Consider the following 18,621-nt stretch of genomic DNA (forward strand, 5'->3'; position numbering starts at 1 on the left):
TCAACTTTTTTGTTGCTGGCTCCAATGTTATGACTCCCCTCACACTCCCCCTGCGCTGCACTCGTCTGATACAAAAAATTCGTTGCTGTGCGTAAAACTATTTTCCTGTTTAACCCTACTTTTCTCCTGGATACTCAGTACCAGACCAAATGAATCGTCATTCTGCGAACAGGAGATTTACCATGACGCAACACGAGTTTCATGCCCAACCTTTTGCGCTGCCTTTTGATCCGCAAACTACGGCGCTGGTGATGATTGATATGCAGCGCGACTTTGTCGAAGCCGGTGGTTTTGGCGAAGCGCTGGGCAACGATGTTTCACTGGTTCGAACGGCGATTGAACCCTGCAAAAGAGTGCTGGCAGCAGCCCGCGACCAGGGCGTGCTGGTGATCCATACCCGTGAAGGCCATCGCGCCGATCTGAGTGATTGCCCGGCGGCGAAACTGACGCGCGGCGGTAAAACCTTTATTGGCGAACCCGGTCCGATGGGCCGCATTCTGGTTCGCGGCGAAGCGGGCCACGATATTATCCCTGAGCTTTACCCCGTTGCCGGTGAACCGGTCATCGACAAGCCCGGCAAAGGCGCGTTCTATCAGACCGACCTGCATCTGATTTTGCAAAACCACGGTATCAAAACCCTGATCGTCTGCGGCGTCACCACCGAAGTGTGCGTCACCACAACCGTGCGTGAAGCCAACGACCGCGGCTACGAGTGCATCATTCCCGAAGATTGCGTCGGCTCCTACTTCCCTGAATTCCAGAAATACGCGCTGGAGATGATCAAAGCCCAGGGGGCGATTTTCGGCTGGGTCAGCGATGCCAGCGCCATCATCGAAGGGCTGAAAGGCTAACTCACCGCTCCACACTTTCGCACCACCGTTAATTTTCCGTAGCGCCCGATAACCCGCTATGCGGGTTTCTGTTGCCGTCATTCGACCATCGGGCCGCAACCACCAGGCATAATGCTATGAATGTTAAGCACAAGATTTTTAAAAACCTCTATCAGGACTCCGTCTCCCTGATGCAGATCTCCGCGCGCATCAGTAAATTGCCGGGGATCCAAAACGCGTCAGTGGTGATGGGTACGCCCACCAACCTCGACCAGATCCGCGATGCCGGGATGGGCGACGATCTGCCCGCCGGTCCTAACGACCTGATTATCGCGGTGATGGGCGAGGAAGCCGCCTGCACAGAGGCGCTCACGCTCGCAGAAGAACGACTGAAAAGTAAGCCAGACGAAGGCCAGGCCGATACCAAGGCCCCGGATGTGGTGAGCATGGAGATGGCGCTGGAGCAAGTGCCGGACGCGAATCTGGCGCTGATTTCCGTCCCTGGTGATTACGCCGCAGCCGAAGCCATTAAAGCGCTGAACCTCGGCATGAACGTGATGATGTTCAGCGATAACGTCAGCGTTGAGCAGGAAAAAGCGATCAAAATCCTCGCCCGGGAACGCAACCGTATCGTGATGGGGCCAGACTGCGGAACGGCGATTATCAACGGGATCCCTTTAGGCTTCGCCAACGTCGTGAAACGCGGCGAAATTGGCGTGGTTGCCGCGTCGGGTACGGGTTTGCAGGAAGTGACCTGCCGTATCGATCAGCTCGGGGCAGGGATTTCTCAGGCGCTGGGCACCGGCGGGCACGATTTGAGCGAGCACATTGGCGGAATTTCTATGCTGTTCGGCCTGCAGGCGCTGGCTGAGGACGAGTCGACCCGCGTCATTGTGCTGATCTCCAAGCCTCCTTCACAGGCGGTTGCCGAGCGCATTCTTGAGCTGGCGCAGTCCGCCGGGAAACCGGTGGTGGTGAATTTCCTCGGCGCAGATCCACAAACGGTGAACCGCCCGAATGTCACCGCTGCCACCACGCTGGCGGGCACCGCGGACCTCGCCGTCGCACTGCTCAACAACCAGCCACTGCCAGAGACGCATATCGAATCCTCGCAGGCGGAGCTCGCCATGCTGCAACAGTTCAGCCAGCACCTGTCCGCCAGCCACCAGCTTATTCGCGGCGTTTTTGCAGGCGGGACGTTCTGCTATGAAGCCCAGCTGATCTGCCAGCAAAACGGCTTTACCGCCTCGTCAAACACGCCGGTGTCAGGCAATCTCAAACTGGCAGATATCTGGCAGAGCAGCGGCCATACGCTGATCGACATGGGCGACGATGATTTCACGCGCGGTAAGCCGCACCCGATGATCGACCCTACCCTGCGCAACCAACGCCTGATCGCCGAGATCAAGGACCCGCATACCGCCGTGGTGTTGTTCGATTTGGTGCTGGGCTACGGCGCATCGGAGGCTCCGGCTACCGAACTCCTTGAGCAGCTGGCTCATATCGATAAACAACATGCGCCCGTTCTGATTGCCCACGTCTGCGGCACAGAAAGCGACCCTCAACAACGTAGCCGTCAAATCAGCGCTCTGCGCGAGGCGGGCGTGATCATCGCCAGCAGCAATGCTCAGGCCGCCTTTTGGGCAAGCCAGGTGGCGCAGATTCAGATGCAAAAGAAGGAAATCAGCGAATGAACACCCTATTTACCCAACCGCTGAAAGTGGTCAACGCCGGGCTTCAGAGCTTCGCCAGTAATATTCAAAAAGTGGGTGGTGACGTGACGGCGCTCAGTTGGCAGCCACCCGCTCAGGGCGATGTCGCCGCAGGGTTAGATCTGGCCGCGTTGCTGCGCCATCCGCGGGTTGAGAAGGCGAATCAGATCGCCATGGAGCGTTATCTCAACGCCCAACCGGCTCTTGTCGACGTGATGTTCGCCCACGAAGCGATCCCCGCCATGGCCGAGCGGAAGCTGATTCTGCACTCTGGTCCGCCGATTAGTTGGGAGAACATGTGCGGCCCGGTGAAAGGGGCAATTGTCGGCGCGATGCTGTTTGAAGGCTGGGCCACCAGCCACGAGCAGGCCGAGTGTCTGATTCTGGCGGGCGATATCAGCCTGGAACCCTGCCACCACTACCACGCCGTCGGCCCGATGGCGGGGATCATCAGCCCGTCGATGCCGCTGTGGGTGATTGAGAACAAAACCAACGGCCAGCGGGCTTTCAGTAATTTCAACGAAGGGCTGGGCAAGGTGCTGCGCTTCGGGGCCAATAACGACGAAGTGCTCAATCGCCTGAGCTGGATGCGCGACGAGCTGGCCCCGGCGCTAAAAGCCGCCGTCCACCAACTGGGCGAGCTGGAGCTGAAACCGCTGATGGCGCAGGCGCTGCACATGGGCGATGAGGTTCACAACCGCAACGCCGCGGCGACCGGGCTGCTGATTAAACGTCTGCTGCCCGCCCTGCTGAGCTGCAATCTGCCCCTCGACAATGTGCAACGCGTGGTCGCCTTTATCACCGGCAACGACCACTTCTTCCTCAACCTGTCGATGGCCGCCTGTAAAGCGATGATGGATGCCGCCGCCAACGTACCGTTCAGCTCGATGGTGACGGTGATGGCACGCAACGGCGTGAACTTCGGGATCCGTCTGTCGGGCACGGGTGACCAGTGGTTCCAGGCCCCGGCTAACGCCGTCGAAGGGTTGTTCTTCCCAGGCTACGGCGTGAATGACGCCGCCGCCGATCTGGGCGACAGCGCGATCACTGAAACCGCAGGCGTCGGCGGGTTTGCGATGGCCTCCTCTCCGGCGATTGTGAAATTCGTCGGCGGTACACCGGCTGACGCCACCAATAACAGCCGCCGCATGCAGGCTATCACCCTGGGCGGGAATCCGGCCTTTACCCTGCCCGCACTGAATTTCGCGCCCACCGCCGCCGGGATTGATGCCCGCAAAGTGGCCGACCGCGGCATTCTGCCGGTGATCAACACCGGGATCGCCCATAAACAGGCGGGCGTCGGCCAGATAGGGGCTGGCATCACCACCGCGCCGATGACCTGCTTCGTCGAGGCGATTAGGGTCCTGGCGAAAGAAGTTCAGAACGGAGATAAAGCATGAGTAAGCCTCTGGCTGTGGTCGCCGTCGGCGGCAACGCGCTGATCCAGGACGATCGCCGCAACAGCATTCCCGATCAATATGCCGCGGTGATGGAGAGCGTCACGCACATCACCGACATGGTAGAAGCAGGCTGGGATCTGGTTCTCACCCACGGTAACGGCCCGCAGGTGGGCTTTATCCTGCGCCGCTCCGAGCTGGCAAGCGGTGAAGTTTCGCCGGTGCCACTGGATTACGCCGTCGGCGATACCCAGGGCGCAATCGGCTACATGTTCCAGAAAGCGCTGCACAACGAACTGGCGCGCCGCGGCATTCACAAACCGGTGGTGACGCTGGTCACCCAGACCCTGGTGAGCCAGCACGATGACGCCTTTTCCAACCCGAGCAAACCCATCGGCGCTTTTCTGGATGAAGCCACAGCGCTGGAACGACAGCAGCAGCTGGGCTGGACGCTGATGGAGGACGCCGGACGCGGCTGGCGGCGCACGGTGCCGTCTCCGGCGCCGCTGGAGATCATCGAGCGCGACACCATCGCGCAGCTGGTCCGCCAGGGTTACATCGTCATCGCCTGCGGCGGCGGCGGGATCCCGGTGATCCGCGATGAACATCAGCAGCTGACAGGCGTGGAAGCGGTCATCGACAAAGATCTCGCCTCCGCCCTGCTCGCCAGCCAGCTGGGGGCCGATCTGCTGGTCATCCCGACCGGCGTGGAGAAAGTGGCGATCAATTTTGGCACTCCAGAGCAGCAATGGCTGGATTCACTCGACACCGCTGAAGCGCGAACACTTTTACAGGCAGGCCAGTTTGGCGTGGGCAGTATGCAGCCGAAGGTCGAGGCAATTCTCGATTTCGTGACCGCCAGCCAGCAGCAGGGCAAACAGGCCAGCGGCCTGATCACCAGCCCACAGGCTATCAAAGCGGCGCTGGCCCATCAGAACGGCACCTGGATTACCCCTTAAAATTTACCGGAGAAAATGATGATGAAAACCACCCTGCTGGCCGTCAATGGCACCCTGATGCGCGGCCTCGAACTGAACAAGAATATGCAAAAAGCGGGCGGCGTCTTCGTGCGCGAAGACCGTACCGACGCCCATTACCGTCTGTGGAGTATTCAGGATCGCCATCCGGGTATGATCCGCGTGGCAACGGGCGGCACTCACGTTGAGCTGGAGATCTGGGAGCTGCCGCTGGCGAGTTTCGCTGACCTGCTGATGAGCGAACCCGCCGGGCTGGCCATCGGGAAAGTGAAGCTCGAAGACGGCAGCGAAGTGCTGGGCGTGCTGGCGGAAAACTGGCTGACCGAAGGGCAACGGGAAATCACCGAACTGGGAAGCTGGCGCAAGTACACCGGGCATTTCCATATCGCGTAACGCGCGTTTCAGAGGGAATAAGATATGCGTAAAGCAGAAGAAAACAGCAATACCGCCTCCGGGTTACGCATTGCCATGATTTTGCTGGGCATTGCCGTGACGCCGGTCCTGCTGTCGTCCTCAAGCCTCGGCAACCAGCTCTCCAGCAGCAGCCTGATGAGCGTGCTGCTGTTAGGCGGGCTGATTCTGGCGATCCTTTCCGCCATCACCATCAGCGTCGGCGAAAAAGCGCGTCTGCCGACCTACGGGATTGTGAAGTATGCCTTTGGCGAAAAAGGGGCGATTGCGATCAACATCCTGATGGCGATTAGCCTTTTCGGCTGGATCTCGGTCACGGCCAATATGTTCGGCCACTCGGTACATGATGTGCTGGCCCAGCACGGGCTGGAGCTGCCTGTGCCGCTGCTGGTCGCGGCGGGCTGCGTGATTTTCGTCGCCTCCACCGCCTTTGGTTTTGCCGTGCTGGGGAAAGTGGCGCAGGTGGCGGTGCCCGTTATTGCGCTGGTGCTGTGTTATATCCTCTATGTGGCGACGCACAGCGCCGTGGCCGCACCTGCCGCGGTCAACAGCATGAACACCGGCGTGGCGGTCTCTACCGTGGTCGGGACGATTATCGTGTTGGTCGCCACACTGCCCGATTTCGGCAGCTTTGTGCATAACCGCAAACACGCGCTGATTGCCGCGGGCGTGACGTTCCTTGTCGCCTACCCGCTGCTGTACTGGGCAGGCGCGACGCCGGGTGCGATCAGTGGGAAGGGTTCGCTGTTGGGGGCCATGGCGGTGTTTGGCGCGGTGCTTCCCGCTGCCCTGCTGCTGATTTTCGCCTGCATCACCGGTAACGCCGGGAACATGTTCCAGGGAACATTAGTGGTTTCCACGCTGCTGACCCGCTTCCCGAAATGGCAGATTACCGTGGCGCTGGGCGTGCTTTCGGCCATCGTCGGCAGTCTGGATATCATGGCGTGGTTTATTCCGTTCCTGCTGTTCCTCGGGATCGCCACCCCGCCGGTGGCCGGGATTTATATCGCCGACTTTTTCCTTTATCGCCGCAACGGCTATCAGGAATCGGTGCTGACGCAAGAACCTCAGGTCAAAGTGCTGACGTTTATCGCGTGGATTGCGGGCGCGGCGGTCGGGTTTATGACGGTAAAAGGCCTGTTCACCCTGACCACCATTCCGTCTGTGGATTCGATTGTTGTGGCCTGCGTCGCTTACGCATTACTGAGTCGGATAGGTCGCAGCTAGTTCCTGAGTATAATTGGCATCATCTTCACGGCTGAATCGGTCACCGGTTCAGCCGCACTTTGCCGACCAGGAATGCTTATGTTTATCTCTGACGAAACTCTCCGCGTGATTCATCTGGTCGCCAGATACCAGAGCATCACCTCCGCCGCGGAACAGCTCAACAAAGTGCCCTCCGCCATCAGCTATACCATCAAGAAAGCCGAAGAGGCGCTGGGCGCGGATCTTTTCATTCGTAAAGGTCGCTACATTGAGCTGACTCCCGCGGGCTCGTATTTCATCGAACACAGTAAAACAATTCTGACCGATATGGACGCGCTGCGGCGCAACACCGTGCTGGTGCACGACGGCATTGAGCGTGAGCTCACGATCGCCGCCAATAACATTATCCCACCGGCGGTTCTGGCCGCGTTTATTGCCGATTTCGAGCGCCAGTTTACCTCCACCACCCTGACGGTGAGCCTTGAGGTGTACAACGGCTGCTGGGATGCGCTCTACAGCCGACGCGCCGATCTGGTGGTGGGCGCGCCGCATGCGGTGCCGAGTACGGAGGGGATCATCAGCGAGCCGATTGGTCAGATGGAGTGGGATTTTGTCGTCAGCCCGCAGCATCCGCTCGCCGGGGCGCGCCATCCGCTGGAAAACACCGAGCTGCGCCAGTTTTCCGCCATCTGCATTCGCGATACGTCCGTCAACTTTACGCCGCTCCATGCATGGCTGCTGGAAGGACAAAAGCCGCTGTTCGTCCCGGATTTTGCGATGGCGATTGCGCTGATTGAGCAGAATGTGGGGATCGGCTACATCCCGCATCATCTGGCATTGCCGCTGTTAAATAGCGGGACGTTGTTGAAAAAACCGATGCGCGAACATAAGCATGCGACGAAGCTGTTTCTGGCCGCGCGTTCAGACGGGATGGGGAAGGTGTGCCGCTGGTGTATGGATTATTTCCAGCAGCCGGAGACGCGAGCGCGGTTGAGCGGGGGATAGTTTGTTGCCGGGTGGCGGCCTACGGGTTGGTTTTGTAGGCCCGGTAAGCGCAGCGCCACCGGGCGGAATACCGCACGAACATCAACATTGAGCCGGGTGGCGGCTTCGCCTTACCCGGCCTACAAGTGCTGCCTCGTCGCTGGGTTACGCCTGACGCAAATTCTGCGCAGCTTTCACCATATTCGCCAGCGCGGCGCGAGTCTCAGGCCAGCCGCGGGTTTTCAGGCCGCAGTCCGGGTTAACCCAAAGACGCTCCGCCGGAATGCGCTGGGCGGCTTTCTGCAGCAGGGCTTCAATCCACTCCACGCTTGGCACGTTCGGGGAGTGAATGTCGTACACGCCCGGCCCGATTTCGTTCGGGTAGTCGAACTCTTCGAACGACTCCAGCAGCTCCATATCGGAACGCGAGGTTTCGATGGTGATCACGTCCGCATCCAGCGCGGCGATGGAGTCCATGATGTCGTTAAATTCGCAGTAACACATGTGGGTGTGGATCTGTGTGTCGTTCTTTGCCACCGCCGCGTTGATGCGGAAGGCTTCCACGCCCCACTCCAGGTACGCCGCCCAGTCGCTGCGACGCAGCGGGAGACCTTCGCGCAGTGCCGGTTCGTCAATCTGGATGATGCCAATCCCGGCCGCTTCCAGATCCGCCACTTCATCGCGCAGCGCCAGAGCAATCTGTTTGGCGATGGTTTCGCGGGTCACGTCTTCACGCGGGAAGGACCAGCACAGAATGGTCACCGGACCCGTCAGCATGCCTTTCACCGGTTTGTCGGTCAGAGACTGAGCGTATTTCGCCCACTCAACGGTGATCGCTTCCGGGCGGCTGACGTCGCCGATGACGACCGGTGGTTTCACGCAGCGGGAGCCGTAGCTCTGCACCCAGCCGTTCTGGGTAAAGACGAACCCGTCCAGGTGCTCGCCGAAATACTCGACCATGTCGTTACGCTCGGCTTCACCGTGGACCAGTACGTCCAGACCCAGACGCTCCTGCTCAACAATCGCCTGCTTGATGTGTTCCGCGATGCCGGTGCGGTAGTTGTTGGCGTCCAGATTGCCTTTTTTGAAGTCCAGGCGCAGGCCGCGGATTTCAGTGGTCTGCGGGAAGGAGCCGATGGTCGTCGTCGGCCAGGCCGGCAGATTAAAGCGCGCACGCTGAGCTTCAGCACGCACTTCGTAGGCGTTTTCACGCTGGCTGTCTTTGGCGGTGATCGCCGCCAGACGTTTTTCCACCGCCGCGTTGTGAACGCGAGTCGAGTGACGACGCGCCTGAATAGGAGCGCTCCATTCGGTGATCGCCGCCGTGTCGCCGCTGTTCAGCGCATCGCGCAGCAGGGCCAGCTCTTCACATTTCTGCAGGGCGAAGGCAAACCAGCTCTTCACTTCCGCATCCAGACGCGTTTCGACGCTCAGGTCGATCGGGCTGTGCAGCAGGGAGCAAGACGACGCCACCCACAGATCACGTTTCCCGACGATGTCTTTAATCTGCGCGTATTTCTCGGTGAGATCGGCGCGCCAGACGTTACGACCGTTCACCAGACCGGCAGAGAGCAGCCAGTCAGACGGCAGACGCTTATGAATTTCCGCCACGTCATCTTTGCCGTGAACCAGATCCACATGCAGGCCCTGCACCGGCAGCGCGGTAATGGTGTCGAGGTTCGGCGTGACGCCTTCGAAATAGGTGGTCAGCAACAGTTTGACCTGGCCTGCCAGCGCGTCGTACGCCGGTTTGAAGGCATCCAGCCACTCCTGCGGCAGCTCCAGCACCAGCGCCGGTTCGTCGATTTGCACCCACTCGATGCCGCGTTTTGCCAGCTCAGCCAGCACCTGCTGATAGACCGGCAGGATATCTTTCAGCAGGCTCAGGCGGTCAAACTGTTCGCCTTTCACTTTGCCCAGCCACAGGTAGGTCACCGGGCCGAGCAGCACAGGTTTGATTTTATGGCCCAGCGCCAGGGCTTCGTCGACTTCATCCAGGATCTGGGTCCAGGTCAGTTTAAACTGCTGGCCCTTCACGAACTCCGGCACCATGTAGTGGTAGTTGGTGTTAAACCATTTGGTCATTTCCGCGGCGGCGGCGGGCTCACCGGTCGGTGCGCGGCCACGGCCCAGACGGAACAGGGTGTCGATATCTACCGATCCATCGTTGTTCTGATGACGAGCCGGCACGTTGCCGAGCAGCAGGCTGGTGGTCAGAACATGGTCGTACCAGGCGAAATCGCCCACCGGCAGCAGATCCACGCCTGCCTGTTTTTGCTGATCCCAGTGGCGAGCGCGCAGTTCACGCCCCACCGCCAGCAGTTCGTCACGCGTGGCGTTGCCCGCCCAGTAACTTTCTTGTGCTTTTTTCAGCTCGCGGCGCAGGCCAACGCGAGGGAAACCGAGGGTGTGGTTAATAATTGTCATGTCGCTGCCTCTTAGGGAATTCGTTATTTAGCCGTCCAGATGTTTACACATCTATAATTGGCAGGTACTGTATATTCCTCAAGCGCAAAATGTTCATGGCGAAGTGAAGGACTTTCATGATCGAGATAAAACACCTGAAAACGCTACAAGCGTTGCGGAACTGCGGTTCGCTCGCAGCGGCTGCGGCCACGCTGCATCAAACACAATCCGCCCTGTCACACCAGTTCAGCGATCTGGAACAACGCCTTGGCTTCCGTCTGTTCGTGCGTAAGAGCCAGCCGCTGCGCTTTACGCCGCAGGGCGAGATTTTGCTGCAGCTGGCGAATCAGGTGCTGCCGCAGATCGCCAGCGCGTTGCAATCCTGCAATGAACCGCAGCAGACGCGCCTGCGCATCGCCATCGAGTGTCACAGCTGTATTCAGTGGCTGACGCCCGCGCTGGAGAATTTCCGCCAGAACTGGCCGCAGGTGGAGATGGACTTCAAATCGGGCGTGACCTTTGATCCGCAGCCGTCCCTCCAGCAGGGCGAGCTGGATCTGGTCCTGACTTCCGATATTCTGCCGCGCAGCGGTCTGCACTATTCGCCGATGTTTGATTATGAGGTGCGCCTGGTGCTGGCCCCGGATCATCCGTTAGCGCTGAAAACCCGCGTGACGCCGGAAGATCTGGCGACCGAAACCCTGCTGATCTATCCGGTCCAGCGCAGTCGCCTGGATATCTGGCGTCATTTCCTGCAACCGGCAGGCATCAGCCCGAACCTGAAGAGCGTCGATAACACCCTGCTGTTGATTCAGATGGTGGCGGCGAAAATGGGGATCGCGGCGCTGCCGCACTGGGTAGTGGAGAGTTTTGAACGCCAGGGTCTGGTAGTGACCAAAACCCTGGGCGAGGGACTGTGGAGCCGACTGTACGCCGCCGTGCGCGATGGCGAGCAGCGCCAGCCGGTGACGGAGGCCTTTATTCGCTCAGCGCGGAATCACGCTTGCGACCACCTGCCGTTTGTTCGGAGCGCGGAGCGACCCAATGGCGATGCACCCATAGCGAAGCCAGGATCACCGTCCCCCCAATAATAAAGCTTGGCCAGTGCGGTTGTTCCTGCCAGATCGCCAGGTTCACCAGCAGCCCTGCGGGCACGTGAACGTTGTTCATGATGCCCAGCGTCCCGGCGTCCACCTGTGTGGCTCCGTAGTTCCACATAAAATAGCCCAGCCCTGATGCGACCACGCCCAGCCAGACAAGCACGCTCCACTGCAGCGTGGTGGTCGGTAGTTTTTGCGGATTGCCGAGCATAAACCACGCCACCACCGCGACGATGAACGCCCCCATGTAGAACCAGGCGAAGGCGTTGTGCTGCGGCATCGGGTGGATCTCCATCAGGCGTTTGTAGCCCACCATACCAATCGCAAAGCTGATGTTCGCCAGCTGGACAAACATCAGCCCGGTCCAGAAGTGATCGCTCACTTTGTCGTAGCGAATAATCGCCGCACCGGCCACCGCCAGCAGCGCGCTCAGCACGTAGCCCCAGCGCAGGCGGCGTTTGCTCAGCAGGTCATAAATCAGGGTGATATAGAGCGGCGTCAGCACTGTGAAAAGCAGGAACTCCGAGACCGACAGATAGACATACGCGCGGAAGCTGAACAGGTACATGACGCCGAGCTGCATCGCGCCCACCAGCATGTACAGCAGAATGGTTTTGAGCGTCTGCCCGCGCAGGCGCAGGAACGGCAGGAACACCAGCGCCGCCAGCCCGACGCGCATCAGCACCGAGAAATAGCTGTCGACGTGTCCGGCAAGGTATTCACCGATCAGGCTGAACGAGAAGGCCCACAGAATAGTGGTGATAATGAGTAGCGCCACAATGCATGTCTCTCAGAAAGAAGGACTGGCATTGTAGCGAACTCCCCAGTTGACAACTGAGCAATAAACAATCAAATGAAGATTATTCAAGGAACAGCTTGCGCAGGTAGTTCGGCACGGCGTTGTCGGCGTTGGTGCCGATCACTTCCAGCTCAGGATGCATGTCTTTCAGACGCTGGTGCGCGTTTTCCATGATGCAGCCTTTCCCGGCCATCGACAGCATTTCCGCGTCGTTCATACCGTCGCCAAAGGCGATACAATCTTTCAGCTTGTAGCCCATGCGTTTCGCGACCGCTTCCAGCGCGTGGCCTTTCGACACGCCGCCCGCCATCACTTCCAGACAGGTCAGGGTGGAGAAGCTGACGTTGACGCGATCGCCCCAGCGCGCGTTAATCGCCTGCTCCAGCGGGAGCAATTCTTCGTGGCTTTCGCAGGTGAAGAACACTTTGCTGATCCCTTCCGGCTCAAGCAAACCTGGCTCATACAGGGTGTAGTTGAATACCGCTTCCTTGAAGAAACGCATCTCATCCGGGCGATGACGGTTCATAAACCAGTCGTCGTTGCGGTAGACGTTAGTGACGATCTTCGGGTTGCTGTGCACCACGCCAAACAGGTCGGCGGCGATGTCGCGGTCGAGGTTATGGGTGAAGATCAGGTTGCCGTCGGTGTCGTGTACGCGCGCACCGTTGGAGGTGATCATGTACGCTTTGATGTCCAGATTATCGCGGATCTGCCCCACATCCACGTGGTGGCGGCCCGTCGCGAAAACGAAGTTCACGCCACGAGCAGTCAGGAGTTTTAAGGTTTCTTTCGCGTAAGGCGACAGGGTGTGATCGGGGGAAAGCAGCGTGCCATCTAAATCAGATGCGACAACCTGGTACATAGGAAAATTTAACCTCAATAGGAAATCAGTTATGCCTGTCGAAAAACTCGACGATGGCGTTGAGCGCGACTGAGCGCATGGTGTCCTTTTCAAAAAGGATCTCATGGTACGCACCCTTTATGACCAGCGGTTTTTCCCCTTCACAGGGATGCCCGGCGGCGGCGCGCAATTCACAAAAACGGTCGTGCATGCGGTTATCCACCACACGCTCTTCTTCGGCCTGAATCAGAAGCGTCGGCGTCGCATCTTTATTGACACCCGCGAGCGCTGATTCACCCGCGCGGATGCCCTCACGCACCCAGTGGTACGTTGGCCCACCGACGCGCAGACGCGGCTCATCGGCGTAGAAGCGCAGGTTGCGGCGATAGCGCTGTCGGCTGTGCGTCAGCACGTTCATGGCAAACGGCAGCGCGCGCCAGCGACCGGTGCCGATCGCGTAGCCTTCACGAATGCGCTGATGGCCCTCAGCCCAGTCGAGAATATGGCGCACCATCCAGTCCGGGAAGCGCATCACGATGCCAAACATCGGCGCGGTGAGCGCAATGGCGTCGCACTGATGCGGGTGACGTTGTAAAAACAGCGTCGCAATCGCCCCACCCATCGAGTGAGCCAGAATGTAGCGTTTGCGCCACGGACCCGGCTGCACTTCCTGCTCCCAGAACGCAGCGAGATCGTCGACATAATCGCTGAAATTCACCACATGCCCGCGGTGCGTGTCCGATAGCAACCGCCCGGAGCGACCTTGCCCACGATGGTCGATAATCAGTACATCAAAACCAAGATGGAAAAGGTCGTAAGCCAGTTCAGCGTATTTGACGTAACTTTCGATTCGACCGGGACAGACGACGATCACGCGGTCGTTTTTGACATCCCGAAAACGCACAAAGCGCACCGGAACATTATCCACGCCGGTAATTTCGGCCTCTTCGCGCTGACGCCAGAAATCGGTCAGCGGCCCCATGGAGAAAGCAGCAAATGCGTTCTCGCGTGTTTCCCAGTCCTTTTTCTGCTGAAACATCGGGTTTCCACCCCTGTAAGCCAAGGAATATCGTTTTTTCAGGACGCATCGCACAACGACGCGACAATAGCGTATTGTGGCATAAAAATAGACGATTCGGGAGTTTCAAATGACCTTCGAGTGGTGGTTCGCTTACCTGCTCACATCCATCATCCTGAGCCTTTCCCCAGGCTCCGGCGCGATCAATACCATGACCACATCCATTAACCACGGCTATCGCGGCGCGGCTGCGTCCATTGCCGGACTACAAACCGGGCTGGGGATTCATATCGTGCTGGTCGGGATTGGCCTTGGGACTTTGTTCTCGCGTTCGGTGCTGGCGTTTGAAGTGCTGAAATGGGCGGGCGCGGCCTATCTGATTTGGCTGGGCATCCAGCAGTGGCGCGCGGCGGGCTCGATTGACCTGAATACTCTCGCCCACACGCAGACGCGCGGTCGTCTGTTCAAGCGCGCGGTGTTTGTGAACCTGACCAACCCGAAAAGCATCGTGTTTCTCGCCGCCCTCTTCCCGCAGTTTATCGTCCCGCATCAGCCCCAGGTGATGCAGTACGTGGTGCTGGGTGCCACGACCATTATTGTCGATATCATCGTGATGATTGGTTACGCGACGCTGGCGCAGCGGATTGCGGCGTGGATTAAGGGGCCTAAGCAGATGAAGGCATTGAATAAAGTGTTTGGGTCGTTGTTTATGCTGGTGGGGGCGTTATTGGCTTCGGCGAGGCATGCCTGAATAAGAAAAGCCGGATGGCGGTGCACGCACCTTATCCGGCCTACGAAAACTTAGCGCGAAATAATCAGGTGGATACCAAACCCTGCAAACAGCGCACCCGCAAAGCCGTCGATCCACTTCGCCAGACGCTGATAGCCGCGACGCATGGACGGTAAGGCGAACAGGCTCGCCACCACGGTGAACCACGCGAAAGTTTCGACGACGATCAGCAGGAAAATACCCCAGCGCGCGCCTGCGCCGACGTCGTCACCGACGAACAGAGAGAACACCGAGCCGAAGTAGATAATCGCTTTTGGGTTGGCGAGGTTGGTCAGTAAACCGCGCACAAAGCTGCGACCGCCGGTTGCCAGCTCCACTTTCGGCTCTGGTGCAGCAACGCCCTCTTCTTTCTTCAGCGCACCGCGCAGCATCTGGTAGCCCATCCAGCACAGATACAGGCCGCCGCCGACCATAATGATGTTATGCAGCCAGGCCATTTTCGCGAGGATCAGGTTCAGGCCGAGCAGCGCCACGGCAGCCCAGACCATTACGCCCATAGTAATCCCGAGCACGCCCATCATCGCCTCTTTACGGGAGCGGCTGACGGCGGTCTGCGAAACGAAGAAAAAGTCAGGGCCAGGGCTCATCAGCGCAACGATGTGCACCAACGCCACAGTGAGGAATAGCATCAACATAATTAACTCGCGGGAAAATAGTTCAGTGAGTCACCATCCTGGCACTTTTTAGCCGGGCTGACTACTCCTCATCGTCACCATCCGCATGAGAGCGGATCAGCGCCATGAACTCTTTGCCGAAGCGCTCAAGTTTGCGCGTCCCGACGCCGTTAACGCTGAGCATTTCACCGGCGCTGAGCGGTATCTGCTCGGCCATTTCAATCAGCGTCGCATCGTTAAACACCACATATGGCGGGATGTTCTCTTCGTCGGCGATCGCCTTACGCAGCTTGCGCAGTTTGGCAAACAGCTTGCGGTCGTAGTTGCCGCCGTAGGATTTTTGCGCCACGCGTGGTTTCAGGGCAATGACGCGCGGAACCGCGAGCTGGAGTTCTAACTCGCCGCGCAGCACCGGGCGCGCCGCTTCCGTGAGCTGGAGCGCAGAGTGCTGGGCAATGTTTTGCGTGGCGAAGCCGAGGTGAATCAGCTGGCGGATAATGCTCACCCAGTGCTCGTGGCTCTGTTCGCGGCCAATGCCATAGACCGGCAGCTTGTCGTGGCCCATCTCGCGGATACGCTGGTTATTCGCCCCGCGCAGCACTTCAACCACGTAGCCCATACCAAAGCGCTGGTTCACGCGGTAAATGGTTGAGAGCGCCTTACGCGCGTCCATCAGGCCATCGTACTGCTTCGGCGGGTCGAGACAGACATCGCAGTTGCCGCACGGCTCCTGACGCCCCTCACCAAAATAGTTAAGCAGCACCAGACGACGGCAGGTTTGCGCTTCGGCAAACGCGCCCATCGCATTGAGCTTGTGACGTTCAATATCCAGCAGCTGACCCTGCGGTTTTTCTTCCAGACAGCGGCGCAGCCACGCCATATCCGCCGGATCATAAAACAGCATCGCTTCAGCAGGCAGACCGTCGCGTCCGGCGCGGCCCGTCTCCTGATAGTAAGATTCGATATTGCGCGGGATGTCGAAATGCACCACAAAGCGCACGTTCGGCTTGTTGATCCCCATCCCGAAGGCCACGGTCGCGACCACGATTTGCAGATCGTCGCGCTGGAATTTCTCCTGCACGTCGGCACGGATGTGGTTTTCTAAACCGGCGTGATAGGCCGCGGCGCTAAAGCCACGGTTTTGCAGACGCGCGGCGGTGTCTTCCACCTTCGCGCGGCTGTTGCAGTAGATAATGCCGGATTTGCCGCGCTGTTCCTGGACGTAGCGCAGAAGCTGGTCCGTCGGCTTGAATTTTTCCATCAGCATGTAGCGGATGTTCGGGCGGTCGAAGCTGCTGACCTGAATGAACGGATCGTTCAGCCCGAGCAGACGCACGATATCCAGACGCGTGGTGTCATCCGCCGTAGCGGTGAGCGCCATAAACGGCAGCGCCGGGAATCGCTGACGCAGCTGGCCGAGCGCGGCGTATTCCGGACGGAAATCGTGTCCCCACTGGGAGATACAGTGCGCTTCGTCGACTGCCAGCAGCACCGGATTCCAGTGCGCCAAATGATCGAGGAAGTTATCCAGCATCAGGCGTTCAGGGGCGATGTACAGCAGGCGAATCTGCCCGGTACGACAGCCCGCCATCACGTCCTGCTGCTGTTCGCGGGTCTGGGTGGAGTTGATACAGGCAGCGGCAACGCCGTTCGCCAGCAGCTGATCCACCTGGTCTTTCATCAGGGAAATGAGCGGCGATACGACGACCGTGAGGCCGTCCAGCACCAGCGCGGGCACCTGATAGCAGAGCGATTTCCCGCCGCCTGTCGGCATGACCACCAGACAGTCACGACCTTCCAGCACGGTTTCAATGATGGTTTCCTGGCCAGGGCGGAACTGCTGATAGCCAAAGGTTTCCTGCAAAACCTGTTTAGCCAGCGATTCCTGATTCATTACTTCCGCCTGCGCCACGTTAACCCCATTTGCCAGATACAAAACAGGCGCTATTTTCAGCGCCTGAGAGAGAAACTTCAACGTTTAACGCAAAAACATTCGAGCAGGCTAGAAAAGATCGTTCAGCATCACGCCCACGCCGACGCGCGTTTGATTAAAGTTGTAGTCGATCAGCGACTCGCCGTAACCGCTGTACACCTGCGTATAGATACGCACGTGTTTGGTCATCGGGTAGCTTAAGCCCAGCTCTGCGCCGCCGTAGCCGGTGTTCCAGTTGTACTGACCTTTGGCGCTCAGCACCGCGTCGCCCAGCTGATAGCCGATTTTGAGCTGGTAGTAGCCCATGTATTTGGTGATATCCGGGTTGTCATCCGTATCGCCAATCACATACCACGGCTTCACTTCCACCATCCAGTTGCCGTTTTGCGCCATCAGGCGGGTGTAGAGACGGTTCCAGCTGCGGGAAGTCGGGTCGGAACGCCCGTTGGAGTCGTGGTTGAAGCCAAACTCCACGTCGCGCAGCGTCCAGCCCGCGAATTCGTCGTCGGTGGCGAAGCCGAGGAACAGCTGCGGCTCATAGTTGGTTTCACGGAACGGAGAGGATTCGCCGCTGTTGGAGAGCTGCCACCAGGATTTCTGCGTGTAAGAGCCGCCCAGAACCGAGTTCGGCCCCAGAATGCCGCGCCAGAACGGGAACGCCAGGCTGAGCTGGAATTTCACTTCGTCTTTGCGCGCATTATCGGACCAGTTGTAGGAGCTGATCGCTTCTTTGTTCAGATCGCTGGTCTGGGTGTAGATCACATAGTTAGTGTCGTACGGGTAGAGCGTGAACGGATTGTCATGCTCCTGAAGCAGGTTAGCGATAATGCTGCCGCGCACGGCGGGCTTATCGTGTACCTCTTTGAGCGTCGCTTCCTGCGCAAATGCTGTGAGGGGCAGCGCAACCGCCGCCAGTAACCAACCCAGATACATCCGCATCGGTGGTGTTCTCCTGCAAATTAGAAATTATGTGAATAGTTATGTGCGACACATTCTACCTATTTCTCAATTAACTTCCCCTCCTCGTTTCTGAAAGTGGAAATCCTTATCCTTGAAGCATAAAATCAACATTTTGTTAACAACGAAGGATGCGACTGTTCATGTCAGCCACGCTTACCGCTGAAGAAGCTTTGAAACTGGTGGGAGAGATTTTTGTCTACCACATGCCCTTTAACCGCGCGCTGGGGCTGGAGCTGGAGCGTTACGAGAAGGGCTTCGCGCAGCTGAGTTTTAATAATCAGCCGATGATGGTCGGAAACTGGGCGCAAAGCATTTTGCACGGCGGGGTGATCGCCTCGGCGCTGGACGTCGCCGCCGGGCTGGTCTGCGTTGGCAGCACGCTGGCGCGTCATGACACCATCAATGAAGATGAGCTGCGCCAGCGCTTATCAAGGATGGGCACCATCGATCTGCGCGTGGACTACCTGCGTCCGGGTCGCGGGAATCGTTTTACCGCCACCAGCAGCCTACTGCGCGCGGGCAATAAGGTCGCCGTCGCTCGCGTCGAATTGCATAACGAAGAGCAGGTTTACATCGCCAGCGCAACCGCCACTTATATGGTGGGTTGAGACGGTTTAATCGGGTAAAATGAATTTACTTTCTT

The 18,621-nt window shown here is 58.7% G+C and carries 17 protein-coding genes; 10 read left to right on the forward strand and 7 right to left on the reverse strand.

All coding sequences use genetic code 11. The features are described from left to right. The first annotated feature begins 182 nt into the window (after positions 1–182). The 7 genes from U9O48_RS21820 to U9O48_RS21850 all read left to right on the forward strand — a co-directional run bounded on the left by U9O48_RS21820 (position 183) and on the right by U9O48_RS21850 (position 7,538). A complete protein-coding gene (locus U9O48_RS21820) occupies positions 183–851 on the forward strand; it encodes a cysteine hydrolase family protein (RefSeq protein WP_285145508.1) in 669 nt (222 codons plus the stop codon). A gap of 116 nt (positions 852–967) precedes the next feature. Beyond that, positions 968–2,524, forward strand: coding sequence for an acyl-CoA synthetase FdrA (gene fdrA / locus U9O48_RS21825; protein WP_324723194.1), 1,557 nt, complete (start codon positions 968–970; stop codon positions 2,522–2,524). Then, entirely contained in the window at positions 2,521–3,942 is a 1,422-nt protein-coding gene (locus U9O48_RS21830; RefSeq protein ID WP_324723196.1) for a DUF1116 domain-containing protein, read from the forward strand. Before fdrA ends, U9O48_RS21830 begins: the two co-directional genes overlap by 4 nt. Continuing rightward, positions 3,939–4,898 (forward strand): carbamate kinase, encoded by a 960-nt coding sequence (gene arcC / locus U9O48_RS21835; protein WP_285148767.1) that lies wholly within the window; start codon positions 3,939–3,941, stop codon positions 4,896–4,898. The genes U9O48_RS21830 and arcC overlap by 4 nt, the downstream gene beginning before the upstream one ends. Positions 4,899–4,919: 21 nt before the next feature. Beyond that, a complete protein-coding gene (locus U9O48_RS21840; RefSeq protein ID WP_285145512.1) occupies positions 4,920–5,309 on the forward strand; it encodes a glutamyl-tRNA amidotransferase in 390 nt (129 codons plus the stop codon). Positions 5,310–5,333: 24 nt separating this feature from the next. Beyond that, positions 5,334–6,554, forward strand: a complete 1,221-nt coding sequence (locus U9O48_RS21845) for a cytosine permease (protein WP_285148768.1) — start codon at positions 5,334–5,336, stop codon at positions 6,552–6,554. Positions 6,555–6,632: 78 nt separating this feature from the next. Beyond that, the gene (locus tag U9O48_RS21850; protein WP_324723197.1) at positions 6,633–7,538 is read left to right on the forward strand and encodes a LysR substrate-binding domain-containing protein; all 906 of its coding nucleotides are present in this window, start codon (positions 6,633–6,635) and stop codon (positions 7,536–7,538) included. Between the two features lie 144 nt (positions 7,539–7,682). Here the strand turns inward: U9O48_RS21850 and metE are convergent, their stop codons facing one another. Continuing rightward, positions 7,683–9,944 carry a 5-methyltetrahydropteroyltriglutamate--homocysteine S-methyltransferase gene (metE, locus tag U9O48_RS21855; RefSeq protein WP_324723198.1) on the reverse strand — a complete coding sequence of 754 codons (2,262 nt, stop codon included), beginning with the start codon at positions 9,942–9,944 and terminating at the stop codon, positions 7,683–7,685. Positions 9,945–10,060: 116 nt separating this feature from the next. Here metE and metR point away from each other — a divergent pair, with 116 nt between their 5' ends. After that, on the forward strand, positions 10,061–11,014 hold the full coding sequence (gene metR / locus U9O48_RS21860) for an HTH-type transcriptional regulator MetR (protein WP_282493928.1): 954 nt from the start codon (positions 10,061–10,063) through the stop codon (positions 11,012–11,014). On the opposite strand, the gene U9O48_RS21865 is transcribed toward metR, so the two are convergent. The 3 genes from U9O48_RS21865 to pldB form a co-directional block, all read right to left on the reverse strand. Next, entirely contained in the window at positions 10,902–11,801 is a 900-nt protein-coding gene (locus U9O48_RS21865; RefSeq protein WP_282493927.1) for a carboxylate/amino acid/amine transporter, read from the reverse strand. The genes metR and U9O48_RS21865 overlap by 113 nt on opposite strands. An 82-nt stretch (positions 11,802–11,883) precedes the next feature. Beyond that, entirely contained in the window at positions 11,884–12,684 is an 801-nt protein-coding gene (gene yigL / locus U9O48_RS21870) for a sugar/pyridoxal phosphate phosphatase YigL (RefSeq protein ID WP_324723200.1), read from the reverse strand. A gap of 25 nt (positions 12,685–12,709) precedes the next feature. Then, positions 12,710–13,702 carry a lysophospholipase L2 gene (gene pldB, locus U9O48_RS21875; protein ID WP_095283874.1) on the reverse strand — a complete coding sequence of 331 codons (993 nt, stop codon included), beginning with the start codon at positions 13,700–13,702 and terminating at the stop codon, positions 12,710–12,712. A gap of 109 nt (positions 13,703–13,811) precedes the next feature. Here pldB and rhtB point away from each other — a divergent pair, with 109 nt between their 5' ends. Next, positions 13,812–14,432, forward strand: a complete 621-nt coding sequence (rhtB, locus tag U9O48_RS21880) for a homoserine/homoserine lactone efflux protein (RefSeq protein WP_112012613.1) — start codon at positions 13,812–13,814, stop codon at positions 14,430–14,432. A 50-nt stretch (positions 14,433–14,482) separates the two neighbouring features. On the opposite strand, the gene rhtC is transcribed toward rhtB, so the two are convergent. The 3 genes from rhtC to pldA all read right to left on the reverse strand — a co-directional run bounded on the left by rhtC (position 14,483) and on the right by pldA (position 17,957). After that, complete coding sequence (rhtC, locus tag U9O48_RS21885; protein WP_095283876.1) at positions 14,483–15,106, reverse strand: threonine export protein RhtC; 624 nt, start codon at positions 15,104–15,106, stop codon at positions 14,483–14,485. A 61-nt stretch (positions 15,107–15,167) separates the two neighbouring features. Further along, the gene (gene recQ / locus U9O48_RS21890) at positions 15,168–16,997 is read right to left on the reverse strand and encodes an ATP-dependent DNA helicase RecQ (protein WP_324723203.1); all 1,830 of its coding nucleotides are present in this window, start codon (positions 16,995–16,997) and stop codon (positions 15,168–15,170) included. Positions 16,998–17,087: 90 nt separating this feature from the next. Beyond that, complete coding sequence (pldA, locus tag U9O48_RS21895; protein ID WP_282493922.1) at positions 17,088–17,957, reverse strand: phospholipase A; 870 nt, start codon at positions 17,955–17,957, stop codon at positions 17,088–17,090. Positions 17,958–18,118: 161 nt separating this feature from the next. Here pldA and yigI point away from each other — a divergent pair, with 161 nt between their 5' ends. Then, positions 18,119–18,586: an acyl-CoA thioesterase YigI gene (yigI, locus tag U9O48_RS21900; protein ID WP_095283881.1), complete on the forward strand. Its 468-nt coding sequence runs from the start codon at positions 18,119–18,121 to the stop codon at positions 18,584–18,586. Positions 18,587–18,621: the final 35 nt, after the last annotated feature.

Source organism: Lelliottia sp. JS-SCA-14 (assembly GCF_035593345.1).
Classification (GTDB): Bacteria; Pseudomonadota; Gammaproteobacteria; order Enterobacterales; family Enterobacteriaceae; genus Enterobacter; species Enterobacter wanjuensis.

Bases quoted from the DNA above. Each gene is read 5' to 3' on its own strand.
- U9O48_RS21820 (WP_285145508.1), top strand. From the start codon at position 183: ATGACGCAACACGAGTTTCATGCCCAACCTTTTGCGCTGCCTTTTGAT.
- fdrA (WP_324723194.1), top strand. From the start codon at position 968: ATGAATGTTAAGCACAAGATTTTTAAAAACCTCTATCAGGACTCCGTC.
- U9O48_RS21830 (WP_324723196.1), top strand. From the start codon at position 2,521: ATGAACACCCTATTTACCCAACCGCTGAAAGTGGTCAACGCCGGGCTT.
- arcC (WP_285148767.1), top strand. From the start codon at position 3,939: ATGAGTAAGCCTCTGGCTGTGGTCGCCGTCGGCGGCAACGCGCTGATC.
- U9O48_RS21840 (WP_285145512.1), top strand. From the start codon at position 4,920: ATGAAAACCACCCTGCTGGCCGTCAATGGCACCCTGATGCGCGGCCTC.
- U9O48_RS21845 (WP_285148768.1), top strand. From the start codon at position 5,334: ATGCGTAAAGCAGAAGAAAACAGCAATACCGCCTCCGGGTTACGCATT.
- U9O48_RS21850 (WP_324723197.1), top strand. From the start codon at position 6,633: ATGTTTATCTCTGACGAAACTCTCCGCGTGATTCATCTGGTCGCCAGA.
- metE (WP_324723198.1), bottom strand. From the start codon at position 9,944: ATGACAATTATTAACCACACCCTCGGTTTCCCTCGCGTTGGCCTGCGC.
- metR (WP_282493928.1), top strand. From the start codon at position 10,061: ATGATCGAGATAAAACACCTGAAAACGCTACAAGCGTTGCGGAACTGC.
- yigL (WP_324723200.1), bottom strand. From the start codon at position 12,684: ATGTACCAGGTTGTCGCATCTGATTTAGATGGCACGCTGCTTTCCCCC.
- pldB (WP_095283874.1), bottom strand. From the start codon at position 13,702: ATGTTTCAGCAGAAAAAGGACTGGGAAACACGCGAGAACGCATTTGCT.
- rhtB (WP_112012613.1), top strand. From the start codon at position 13,812: ATGACCTTCGAGTGGTGGTTCGCTTACCTGCTCACATCCATCATCCTG.
- rhtC (WP_095283876.1), bottom strand. From the start codon at position 15,106: ATGTTGATGCTATTCCTCACTGTGGCGTTGGTGCACATCGTTGCGCTG.
- pldA (WP_282493922.1), bottom strand. From the start codon at position 17,957: ATGCGGATGTATCTGGGTTGGTTACTGGCGGCGGTTGCGCTGCCCCTC.
- yigI (WP_095283881.1), top strand. From the start codon at position 18,119: ATGTCAGCCACGCTTACCGCTGAAGAAGCTTTGAAACTGGTGGGAGAG.